The sequence below is a fragment of the Streptomyces sp. KLMMK genome (genome assembly GCF_036961605.1).
GTDB classification, from domain to species: domain Bacteria; phylum Actinomycetota; class Actinomycetes; order Streptomycetales; family Streptomycetaceae; genus Streptomyces; species Streptomyces telluris.
Genome location: NZ_JBAMDC010000216.1, coordinates 1 through 11618, shown reverse-complemented (window position 1 = coordinate 11618; position 11618 = coordinate 1). Strand labels below are relative to the sequence as shown.

The following is an 11618-nucleotide window of genomic DNA, read 5'->3' as shown; positions in this document are numbered from 1 at the left end:
CTCACCGGCTGCCGGCTGCACGGCACCGACGGCACGGGGATCGTCGCGGGCGGCTCGACCCGGGTCGAACTGCACCGCACCGACGTCCGGGACACCAGCGGCTCCGCGATCCGGGTGCGGGAGAACGCCGCCGTGGTCCTGCGCGACTGCCTGGTCGACGGCGCCGGGCGCAGCGGGCTGCTCGTCGAGGACCAGGGTTCCGCCCTGCTCACCGACTGCCGGATCAGGGAGTGCGCCACGGACGCCGTACGGGTCCTGGGCAGCTCCCCCGGACCCGGTACGGAGGGGGCGGACTCGCGGGAGGCCGGCGGCGGTGGCGTCCGGCTGCACGACTGCGAGCTCTCGGGCAACGGCGCGGACTCCGTACGGGCCGGCGGGCACGGCGAGGTGGAGCTCGCCTTCTGCACCCTGCGCGACAGCGGCGGCTCCGGCGTCAGCGCCGGGGACGACGCCCGGGTCAGGGTCTCCGGCACCCGGATCGTGCGCACCGGCGCCGCGGCCGTCGTCGTCCACGGCTCCGCCCGGCTGACCGCCCGCGAGGTGACGATCCGCGCGTCGGCAGCCAACGGCCTCGTCGCCACCGGCCACGCCGTCGCGCACCTCGACGACAGCACCATGGACGAGTGCGCCTACAGCCTCGTCCACGCGGGCGGCAGCGCCGACGTCCGGCTGCGGGGGCTGCGCATCACCAGGACGCCCGAGCACGGCGCCCACCTGGTCGCCGATGCGCGGGCCGTCATCGAGAGCACCTGGATCAGCGACTGCGGCATGTCCGGGGTGGACCTCGCCGACTCCGTACGCGCCGAGCTCCGTGGCGTCTCCGTGCACCGCACGCGCAACGGCGTGACCGCCGTGACCCGCGGCCTGACCCGGCTGCACGACTGCGAGATCGCCGACAGCGAGCGCGCCGCCGCGGTCCTCGGCCCGGGCGACCAGGAGGTGACGGGCGGCAGGCTGCTGAGGGCGGGTACCGCGGGCCTCGTCGTCGAACCCGGTGCCGCGCCCCGCGTCACCGGCCTGGAGGTCCGGGACGCCGCGGGTTCCGGCGTAGTGGTCGCGGGCGGCGCCGAGCCGCGGCTGAGCGGGGTGCGTGTGCTGCGGCCGGCGAAGAACGGGCTGATCGTCGACTCCGGCGGCAGCGGCGTCTTCGAGGAGTGCGAGATCGTCGCCCCCGGCTTCCCGGCCGTCCATCTCGCCGGAACCGCCGCCCCGGTCCTGCGCCGCGTCCGGGTGCAGGACGCCGACGAGGACCTGAGCAGCGAGCCGGACGCCGCACCCGTGGTGGAGGAGTGCGTCTCCGTCCGGGTCGCGTCACCGCGATGGCCGCAGCTCACCGGAGCCGCGGACCGGAGGAAGCCCCTGCCCGCCGGGAGCGGCGGCCCCGTGGCCGGCACGGCGGCGGTGGCCGACGGCGGCGAGGGGGAGGCGGACGAGCCCGAGGAGAGCCTCGACGACCTCCTCGGCGAGCTCGACCGGCTGATCGGGCTCCGCCGCGTCAAGCAGGACGTCGCCTCCCTCGTGAAGCTCATGCGGATGGTCCACCGCCGGGAGGCGGCCGGGCTCGCCGCCCCGCCGCTCAGCCGGCACCTGGTCTTCGCGGGGAACCCGGGCACCGGCAAGACGACCGTCGCCCGCCTCTACGGCCGCATCCTCGCCGCGGTCGGGCTGCTGGAGCGCGGCCACCTCGTCGAGGCCGACCGCTCCTCGCTCGTCGGCGAGTACGTCGGGCACACCGGCCCGAAGACCCAGCGGGTCTTCCAGGAGGCCATGGGCGGCGTGCTCTTCATCGACGAGGCGTACTCGCTGGCCCCGGCCGGTGCCGGCGGCGGCAACGACTTCGCGCAGGAGGCCGTCGCCACGCTCGTGAAGCTGATGGAGGACCACCGCGACTCCGTCGTCGTGATCGTGGCGGGCTACCCGGACGAGATGGAGCACTTCATCGACTCCAACCCCGGTCTCGCCTCCCGCTTCAACCGCACCCTGCTCTTCGAGGACTACGACGACGCCGAGCTGGTACGGATCGTGGAGCAGCACGCCGCTTCCCACCAGTACGAGCTCACCGACGACGCGCGGGAGGCACTCGGCGTCCACTTCTCCCGCGTCCCCCGCGACCACCGGTTCGGCAACGGCCGCTCCGCGCGCCAGACGTTCCAGGCCATGACGGAGCGGCAGGCGTACCGGGTCGCCGAGATCGAGGCACCGGCGGAAGCGGACCTCGTCACCCTCACCGGCCCGGACGTGCCGGAGCCGGAGGGGACGACGGGGCCGGCGGGTCCGGCTCCGGAACCGTTGGGGACGGCTCCGGCGGGGACGACTTCAGCGGGAACGACTCCGGCGGGAACGGCGTAGCGCCGGCCCGGCATCCGTCAGCCGATCTGCCACTTCTGGTTCTTGGCGCCGTCACAGGCCTGCAGCTGGAGCCGCAGCCCCTTCGAGCCGCTGTCGGCGGCCTCGACGCACTTGCCGGACGTGGGGTTGACCAGCGATCCGTCCTTCTGGATCGTGAAGGCCTGGGTGGGCTTGTTGTTGCAGTCGGCGATCTGGACCGCGGTCCCGTTCGCCGTCGAGCCCCGCTGCGTGTCCAGGCAGAGCCGGTCGTCGTAGAGCGACCAGACCTCGCCGTCCGGCCGGAACTCGAACCGCTGGCGCCTGTCGCCTGAGCAGTCGTCGAGCTGCAGCTGCGCGCCCGCCTTCGACTTGCCGCCGACGATGTCCACGCACCGCTTCGCGGCGAAGCCCATCACCGGGCCCTTGATCTTGCCGTCGTCGAGCTTCGGGGCGCGCGGGATCTCCGGCTTGGCCGGCTGGACGACGCCCCTCTTCGGGGGCTCCTGCGGCTGCGGCCGGTCCCCGCCGCCCCCGCTGCTGCTCCCGCCGCCTCCGGAGGACGAGGACCCGGAGGACCCGTGCCCGGAGCCGCCGGCACCGCCGGAACCGGAACCCGAACCACCGGAGCTGCCGGACCCCGACGAGCCGGAGGAACCGGAGGAACCCGAGGACCCACCGGAACCCGATCCCGAGCCGGACCCGGCAGAACCGGAACCGGAGCCCGAGCCGGAACCCGACCCCGACCCTCCTGATCCCGGCCCCGGAGCCGACCCGGAAGCGGAAGGCTGCCCCGATCCGCCCTTCCCACCGGACGCACCGCCACCGGTCCCGGTGCCGCCGGGCTTCGCGGCCTCGGGCCCCTTCCCCGCGTCCTTGGACCTGCCGGACGCCGCGGAACCGCCGCCACCGGACTTCCCCGGCTCCTTGGCCGCAGTGACCTTCTTCGAGGCGTCCGAGGAGCCCGAGGTGAACTCGAGCTGACCGACCAGCGGAACGGCGCCCACGGCCAGCCCCGCCACCGCCGCCGCGGAGGCGAGGACGGTCCACACCCGCTTGCCGGGCAGCAGGCCGCGCCGGGGCACGGACGGACGTCTGGCGAAGACCTTCGAGAATCCGTCCCGAAGTCCCGTGTCCTCGTCGGGCCCTGACGGCCCGGATGATCGGTTCGTGCGCTCGGGCGACATGTCATCCCCCCGTGTGAGTACTCAGCGGTGTCGGCAGCGGCCGCGTGCCCGGCCGCGCGGCACTGCACCCCGGGCCGTGGATCGTCCACTCCATAGGAGGTGATTCCACCACGGATGGATCCGTTTCCCGGCAACCAGTTCGACGGATTCGGCAGAAGTGACGGCCGATACCGTCAGTGGGCCGCCCGGGCGGGGAGCCAGCCGGCCTGCACGGCGAGGACGCCGGCCTCGAAGCGGCTGCGGGCGCCCAGGCGTTCCATGAGGCCGGTGGCGATGCGGCGGGCGGTGCGCTGGGAGACGCCGAGCCGCTTGGCGATGGACTCGTCGGTGCGGCCTTCCGCGAGGAGCCGGACCGTGGCCTCCTCCTGGCCGGTGAGGCCGCGTTCGTCGCGGGCCGGGCTCGCGCCGAGCGGCCGGGCGTCCGCCCAGACGGTCTCGAAGAGGGCGCAGAGGGCCGCGAGGATGCCCTGCCCGGTCAGGACGACGGCGCGGGCCGCCGTGTCGTCGCCGTTCACCGGCATCACGGCGGTGGCCCGGTCGATGATGATCATCCGGGTGGGAAGCGCGGGCGCCGTCCGGATCCGCCCGCCCAGCCGCGTGAGCCACTCGGCATAGGCGGTGGTCGAGGGGCTGTTGCGCACGCTGTCGAGGTAGACGGTGCGCAGCCGGACCCTGCGGCCGAGCAGCTCGCGGTCCAGCGGGCGGGAGGCCGCCATGCTGGCCTCGGTCTGCGCGCCGTCGGGGCTGAAGGCCATGACCTCCTCGCGCACCTCACGGGTGAGGTGCGCCAGCCGGTCCCTGATCTCGTCCAGCCCGACCAGCTGCTCCCCGCCCAGGCTGGCGGCGACGGAGCGCTGGTCGGCATACTCCGCGATGAGCTGGGCGGCGGCGACGCGCGACTCCTCCAACCGCTGCTGCTGCGCGGCCAGCCGGGCCTGCTGGCGGGACATCAGGATGTCCAGGCCGATGTCGGGGGAGACGGCACGCAGCCCGCCCGCGTGCTCGGCCGACGGACGCACCAGCGACAGCTCGCTCAACACGTCGAGCCCGGCGCGCACTTCGGCGGCGGTCAGGCCCAGGTACGCGGCCAGCGCGGCGACCCCTGCGCCGGGCATGGCCAGCAACCCCCGGTAGACCTGCTCGGATCCGGTGTCCAACCCCAGTGTGTCCAGCATCTGCGCCCCCCGGCGATCAAGGACAATTACCGAAATCACCCATGATCATTACATGGTGCACACAATCATGTGTAGCTCTTCCCGGGGCGAGTCCCTGGCCGTTTGCGGCCATGGACGGAACAGTTCCGCTTCATCCCTGGTGGGCACGCCCCCCGCTTGCGAGAGTTGCCGCCATGTATCTCGTGCACGTCGGCCTGCGCCGACCCCGCCGGACGACGGAACTCCCCGCCGAGATCAGGGAACTGGTGCTCTCGCTCGCCCTGCCGCGGGAGCGCATCGAGCACATCTCGGTCCACCCGCACGCCATGCCCCACCCCGTCCTCGGGGTGTACCTGCTCGCGGACCGGCTGGAGGAGGCCGAGGAGCACGCCGAGCAGGCCTGCCGGCGCGCCATCGCCCACAGCCCGCAGCTCGCGCGGTGGCAGTTGGTGGACGCCCAAGTACCCCTGCTCGACGCGCGCGTGACGTCGTCCGCCGGATCCCTGGACTGATCCGTCCCAGGCCCTTTCGGTCCATCGGGAAACCCTTCCGGCTCTTCCGCCCCAGGACGAAGCTTTCTCCTGTCAGCCGGTACGAACGGCTGACGGGCAGAACCGGCCGGAACCGGCCGGGCATCACCGCGGGATGCCCACCGGTCCGCCGCTCCTCTCGACGCTTCGTTCCCGGAAGGACCACCTGAGATGTTCCGTACCCGCATCGCCGAGGCCGCCGCGGTCGTCGCCCTCGCTCTCGGGGCCGCCGCCCTCGCTCCGGCCGCCGTCGCCGTCGCCGTCGCTCAGGACACGGCTGGCGCTCGGGCCGTCGCGGCCACGCCGGCCACCGCTGGCGCGCAGATCGCCACTGGTGCGCAGACCACCGCTGGCGCGCAGATCGCCGCTGGTACGCGGACCGGCACTGCCGACGCCCCGCTGACGACGGCCGACGAGAGCCCCGTCCCGGTGGTCCCCGACTCCATGGGCTGGCAGTAACGGACGGGCCGCCACCGGCCCTCCCCCCTTTGCCCGGCCTCCGGCCCCGCCCGGCTCGCGATCGTCAGCTGCCCCTGTCCCTGTGCGCAGCCATCGCCTCCTGAGCCGCTCTTTCACTCTTCACCCCACCTCTTCACGGGAGTTCCTTGTGTCCAAGCACGCCTACCTGCGCAATTCCGCCATCGGTATCGCCCTCGTCTGCGCCGTCACGGGCGGTGGATTCACCCTGGCGGCACCGGCCACGGCGGCACCGGTCCCGGCGGCGGTCGCCGCGGACGAGGACCCGGGCGGCTTCGGGAGCGACGGCCAGGGCCCGATGCTCCCCGTGGAGCCCGACGGCGAAGAGTTCTTCAACGTCGCAGGGGCCAGCAAGGACGCCCCGAGAATCAAGCGCAGCGAGACGCTCAAGCGCGCCGCGGAGTGGGTCGGCAAGGGCATCCCGTACAACATGGGCGGCTCGTACCGGGGGCACCGGACCGACTGTTCCGGCTACGTGTCCATGGCCTGGCGCCTCTCCTGGGACATGGCCACGCCCAACTTCGGCCCCCAGGGCGTGACCGAGAAGATCAAGAAGAGCGACCTCAAGTCCGGAGACGCCCTGCTCAACCCCAAGCCGGGCCGGTACGGGCACGTCGTCCTCTTCGACAAGTGGGCGAATGCGGACCACACCAAGTACGTGGGTTACGAGTTCAGCAGCTCCGGCGTGCACCACCGCGAGATTCCGTACCCCTACTTCCCGGGCCACGACACCGACAGCTACTACCCGGTCCACAACAAGTCCGTCGTCGACGACGAGCGGCCTCCGGTCGACCCCGGCATGACGGAGCTGACGGCCGGCGACCTCAACCACGACGGCAAGAAGGACATCGTGGCCGTCCAGGTCGCCACCGGAAAGCTCTTCCTCTACCCCGGCACCGGAAAGAACGGCCTCAACGCCCTCGACGACCGCGTCGAAATCGGCACCGGCGGCTGGAACGGGATGCGGAACCTCACCGTCGGCGACTTCAACGGCGACGGCAAGGCCGACCTCCTCGCCACCAAGCGGGCGGGCGGCAAGCTCTACCTCTACCCCGGCACCAACGGCAAGGGCCTCAACGCCCTGGGCGACCGGATCGAAATAGGCAGCGGCGCCTGGAACGGCATGAAGCACCTCACCGCCGGCGACTTCAACGGCGACGGCAAGACGGACCTCGTCGCCGCCAAGACCGACACGGGCCAGCTCTTCCTCTACCCCGGCACCCGCAAGTCCGGACTCGACGCCCTCGACGACCGCGTCGAGATCGGCACCGGCGCCTGGAACGGCATGAACAAGGTCGTCTCGGGCGACTTCAACGGCGACGGCAAGGCCGACATCGTCGCCACCAAGACCGAGACCGGCGAGCTGTACCTCTACCCCGGCACCGGGAAGTCCGGCCCGGACACGCTCGGCAAGCGCATCGAGGTGGGCACGGGCGGCTGGAACGACATCTCCGACTACGCGGCCGCCGACTTCGACAAGGACGGCATCGACGACCTCGCCGCCGTCGACTCCGACCCGCGCAAGACCGGAAAGCTCTACTTCTACCGGGGCAACGGCAAGGGCTTCGCGAACCGCGTGGAGATCGGCACCGGCGGCTGGTGATCCGCCGCCGCACCGCGGCCGTCCGCCGCACCGCGCCCGGCCGTCGCACGGAGCCCGTACGCCCCGTCCGACGCGTCTGACGCGTGCCTCCGGGGCGGGTCCGGCACCCCTCTCGCGGACCCGCCCCGTCCCCCGCCTCCCGGAGAACCCCGGAGAACCCCATGAGCCCTATGAGCCCCATGAGCCCCAAGCGCATGCGCGGCCTGGCCGCGTTCGTCGCCGCCGCCGCGGTGCTGTCCGTACCGCTGCAGTCCGCCACCGCCACGGCCTTCGCCGCCACAGGCACCACTGCCACCCCGGCCCCGGCCCCGGCCCCGGCTTCCGCCTCCGCCGACGGGCCGGGCGGCACCACCCCGGTCACGTACCGCGGCCTCACCCTCGACGTCCCCGCCGGCTGGAACGTGGTGAACCTGGACGAGCACCCGGACACCTGTGTCCGGCTCGACCGGCACACCCTCTACCTCGGCCACCCCGGCGCGAACCAGGACTGCCCGGCACACCTGGTCGCCGACAAGACCGAGGCACTGGTCCTCGAACCCTTCGCCGACGCCGCCCCGCGCCCCGAGGTGCCCGGAGTGACCGTCCGGGCGGGCGACCGCGTCCCCGACGCGCTGCCCGCCGACGAGCAGCACGAGGTGCGGGTGGCGTTCGAAGCCGCGGGCCTGTACGCGACCGCCGGCTACGAGGACTCCCCCGCCGCCGTGCAGAAGATCCTGGCCTCGGCGCGGACCGACGCGTCCGCGCGACCGGGCACCGTCCCCGTACCCTCGGCCGCCGCCGTCGCGGAGGCGGCGGCCCCCGTGAAGCCCACCACGGGCTTCACCGGCAAGGCGTTCGACACGTGCACCGCACCGTCCGGCGCGGCGATGGCCGACTGGGCCACGTCGCCCTATCGCGGCATCGGGATCTACATCGGCGGCCCGTCGATGGGCTGTCCCAGCCAGCCCAACCTCACCCCGGCCTGGGTGCAGGCGCAGACGAAGGCCGGGTGGCACATGCTGCCCGTCTACGCGGGGACGCAGGCGACCCGCATCTCGCCCCGCACCGCCGCCAAGGACGGCCGTGCCGCGGCGGACAAGGCCGTGGCCCTCGCGAAGCGGCTGGGCTTCGTACCGGGAACGGTGATCTACGAGGACATGGAGGGCGGCTACGGGACGGAGTACAACACCCGCGTCGTGCAGTACCTCTCCGGCTGGTCGGAGCGCATCCGCGAACTCGGCTTCCGCTCGGGCGTCTACAGCTCCACCGGGGCCGCCGTCAAGCAACTCGACGCCGTCTACGACTCCGGTTCCTACGAACGCCCGGACGTGATCTGGGCGGCCACCTGGAACGGCAAGGCGAACACCGAGATCCCCGGTGTTCCGTCCGGTCACTGGGGCAACCGCCAGCGGATCAACCAGTACACGGGGAACGTCCACGAGTCGTACGGCGGCACCAAGCTGCTGATCGACCGGGACTACGTGGACGTGGCCCCGGCCGTCATGGACCCCGGGATGACGGAACTGACCGCTGGTGACTTCACCCACGACGGCAAGAAGGACCTCGTCGCGGTCCAGGTCTCCACCGGCAAGCTCTTCGTCTACCCGAACACCGGAAAGACGGGTCTCCGTACCTTCGGCAGCCGTGTCGAAATCGGTTCCGGCGGCTGGACCGGCATGAAGAACCTGACCGTCGGCGATTTCACCGGCGACGGCAAGGACGACATCGTCGCCGTGAAGAGCGAGACGGGGCAGCTGTTCCTCTACCCCGGAACCGACGCCAAGGGCCTGAGCACCCTGGACGACCGGACCGAGATCGGCTCGGGCGCCTGGAACGGCATGAAGCACCTCGCTGCGGGCGACTTCAACGGCGACGGCAGGACGGACCTCGTCGCCGCCAAGGCCGAGACCGGTCAGCTCTTCCTCTACCCGGGCACCCGCAAGTCAGGACTCGATGCCCTCGGCGACCGCGTCGAGATCGGCACCGGCGCCTGGAACGGCATGAACAAGGTCGTCTCCCCGGGCGACTTCAACGGTGACGGCAAGGCCGACATCGTCGCCACCAAGACCGGCACCGGCGAGCTCTTCCTCTACCCCGGCACCGGAAAGACGGGCCTCAACACCCTGGGAAGCCGCGTCGAGATCGGCTCCGGCGGCTGGAACGGCATCTCCGACTACGCGGCCGCCGACTTCACCGGCGACGGCATCGGTGACCTCGCCGCCGTCGACTCCGACCCGGGCGAGACCGGAAAGCTCTACCTCTACCGGGGCAACGGCAAGGGCCTGGACCACCGCACGGAAATCGGCACCGGCGGCTGGTGACGCGCGCCTCTCTCCCCTCTTCCTCTTCTCCCACTCCAAGAAAAGGTCCCATGCCTACGTCATCCTCATCGTCATCATCATCGTCCCGTATGCGCGCTGTGCTGGCCGCCACCGGCGTCGCCGGGGTTACCGCACTGTCGCTCTTCGCCTCCGGCCCGGCCGCGCAGGCGGCCTCCGTCGCCACCTGGGACAAGGTGGCCCAGTGCGAGAGCAGCGGCAACTGGCGCATCAACACCGGCAACGGCTTCTACGGCGGCCTGCAGTTCAGCCAGGGAACCTGGGCGGAATTCGGCGGCAAGAAGTACGCCGAGCGCGCCGATCTGGCCACCAAGGAGGAGCAGATACGCATAGCCGAGAAGGTGCTCGACAAGCAGGGCGAGCGCGCCTGGCCGAACTGCGGCCCGAGGCACGGACTCGGCAAGGACCACGCCGACCCGTTCCCGTCCAAGCCCCTGCCGGCCGATCCCGGCATGACGGAACTGGTCACGGGCGACTTCAACCGCGACGCCAAGAAGGACCTCCTGGCCGTCCAGGTCTCGACCGGAAAGCTGTTCCTCTACCCCGGCACCGGAAAGAGCGGGCTCGACACCTTCGGCAGCCGCGTCGAGATCGGCTCGGGCGGCTGGACCGGTATGCGGAACCTCACCGTCGGAGACTTCAACGGCGACGGCAAGGACGACCTCCTCGCCGTGAAGAAGGAGACCGGAGAACTCTTCCTCTACCCGGGCACCAAGGCCAAGGGCCTCGACGCCTTCGACGACCGCGTGGAAATCGGCTCCGGCGCCTGGAACGGCATGAAGCACCTCGCCGCCGCCGACTTCAACGGCGACGGCAAGGACGACCTGATCGCGGTGAAGGCCGACACCGGGCAGATGTACCTCTACCCCGGTACGGGCAAGTCCGGCCTGGACACCCTCGGCAAGCGCGTCCCGTGGGGCACCGGTGACTGGAACCGCATGAACAAGGTCATCTCCGCGGGCGTCTTCGACCAGCTCGGAGCGCCCGAGCTCATCGCCACCGACTCGAGGACGGGCAAGCTGCTCCTCTTCCAGCCGGACGAGAAGAACCACACCTTCGACGCCGGCTCCTCCATCGAGCTCGGCGCCGGCGGCTGGAACGGGATCTCCGACTACGCGGCCGGCGAATTCACCCACGACGGCCAGATCGACCTCGTGGCCGTGGACTCCGACCCGCACCGCACGGGCAAGCTCTACCTCTACCCCAACGACGGCTCCAACAGCGCCTTCAAGCCCCGCGTCGAAATCGGCACATCCGGCTGGTGACCTGCCCCCACACCGCCATGAAGAGCAGAAAGCCCCAGTTCGACTGGGGCTTTCCGGTGTCTGAAGGGCACTTGGACTCCGGCCGGCTCAGCGCAACGCCGACTCAGCGCAACACCAGCACGGCGGCCGCCCAGACCGCCCCGCACACCACGCACCACAGGGCCGCCCGGCGTCTGAGCGCCTGATACACCGCCTCGTACTCGGTGCGCAGTTCAGTGCTTCTCGCCGCGATGCGCCGAAGGTACGTGCGGGACACCGCGAGCTGGTCCACGGCGTAACGGTGTTCGAGGTCGGCGCGCTGCGAGTCGGTCAGCCAGGGGATTCCGGCGGTGAATTCCCTGGCCCTTTCCCCGGCCTTTCGTTTCTCTTCCTCCCACAGCAGGTATCCCTCGATCTCGTTGATGGCCTCGGCGGTCGTCCTCATGCGAGCGCCTCCTTCCGCGCACCGGTCTCCACGGCCGGCTGCGCGTCCACGCCGGGATGGTGCAGGTCGAACGCCGGGGATTCGGAGCGGATGCGCGGCAGCGTGAGGAAGTTGTGCCGCGGCGGCGGGCAGGAGGTCGCCCACTCCAGCGAGCGGCCATAACCCCACGGGTCGTCGACCTCGACCTTCTTGCCGTACTTGGCGGTCTTCCAGACGTTGTACATGAACGGCAGGATCGAGAAGCCGAGCAGGAAGGAGCTGATGGTCGAGATGGTGTTCAGCGCGGTGAACCCGTCCGCGTCCAGGTAGTCGGAGATGCGCCGCACCATGCCCTG

9 protein-coding genes and 1 pseudogene are annotated in these 11618 nt (G+C 71.6%); 6 read left to right on the top strand and 4 right to left on the bottom strand.

Annotated features, from left to right (window positions below):
• Positions 1–2349 (top strand): right-handed parallel beta-helix repeat-containing protein (locus V7793_RS25040; RefSeq protein ID WP_336010154.1); only part of this gene is annotated, 2349 nt, incomplete at its 5' end.
• Positions 2350–2366: 17 nt separating this feature from the next.
• On the opposite strand, the gene V7793_RS25035 is transcribed toward V7793_RS25040, so the two are convergent.
• Both V7793_RS25035 and V7793_RS25030 read right to left on the bottom strand, forming a co-directional pair.
• Entirely contained in the window at positions 2367–3410 is a 1044-nt protein-coding gene (locus V7793_RS25035; RefSeq protein ID WP_336010153.1) for an RICIN domain-containing protein, read from the bottom strand.
• A gap of 275 nt (positions 3411–3685) precedes the next feature.
• A complete protein-coding gene (locus V7793_RS25030) occupies positions 3686–4687 on the bottom strand; it encodes a helix-turn-helix transcriptional regulator (RefSeq protein WP_336010152.1) in 1002 nt (333 codons plus the stop codon).
• 173 nt (positions 4688–4860) lie between these two features.
• Between V7793_RS25030 and V7793_RS25025 the strand changes: the two genes are divergently transcribed.
• The 5 genes from V7793_RS25025 to V7793_RS25005 all read left to right on the top strand — a co-directional run bounded on the left by V7793_RS25025 (position 4861) and on the right by V7793_RS25005 (position 10859).
• The gene (locus V7793_RS25025; RefSeq protein ID WP_336010150.1) at positions 4861–5178 is read left to right on the top strand and encodes a hypothetical protein; all 318 of its coding nucleotides are present in this window, start codon (positions 4861–4863) and stop codon (positions 5176–5178) included.
• A 189-nt stretch (positions 5179–5367) separates the two neighbouring features.
• Positions 5368–5655, top strand: coding sequence for a hypothetical protein (locus V7793_RS25020; RefSeq protein WP_336010149.1), 288 nt, complete (start codon positions 5368–5370; stop codon positions 5653–5655).
• A gap of 148 nt (positions 5656–5803) precedes the next feature.
• Positions 5804–7276, top strand: coding sequence for a C40 family peptidase (locus tag V7793_RS25015; RefSeq protein WP_336010147.1), 1473 nt, complete (start codon positions 5804–5806; stop codon positions 7274–7276).
• A 179-nt stretch (positions 7277–7455) separates the two neighbouring features.
• A complete protein-coding gene (locus V7793_RS25010; protein ID WP_336010145.1) occupies positions 7456–9576 on the top strand; it encodes a glycoside hydrolase domain-containing protein in 2121 nt (706 codons plus the stop codon).
• An 89-nt stretch (positions 9577–9665) separates the two neighbouring features.
• The gene (locus V7793_RS25005) at positions 9666–10859 is read left to right on the top strand and encodes a transglycosylase family protein (RefSeq protein WP_336010143.1); all 1194 of its coding nucleotides are present in this window, start codon (positions 9666–9668) and stop codon (positions 10857–10859) included.
• 103 nt (positions 10860–10962) lie between these two features.
• Here V7793_RS25005 and V7793_RS25000 read toward each other — a convergent pair whose 3' ends face one another.
• Together V7793_RS25000 and V7793_RS24995 are read right to left on the bottom strand one after the other, a co-directional pair.
• The gene (locus tag V7793_RS25000; protein ID WP_336010141.1) at positions 10963–11283 is read right to left on the bottom strand and encodes a hypothetical protein; all 321 of its coding nucleotides are present in this window, start codon (positions 11281–11283) and stop codon (positions 10963–10965) included.
• Positions 11280–11618 (bottom strand): annotated as a pseudogene (locus V7793_RS24995) (cytochrome ubiquinol oxidase subunit I); the annotation flags it as partial. The gene V7793_RS25000 and the pseudogene V7793_RS24995, both read right to left, overlap by 4 nt.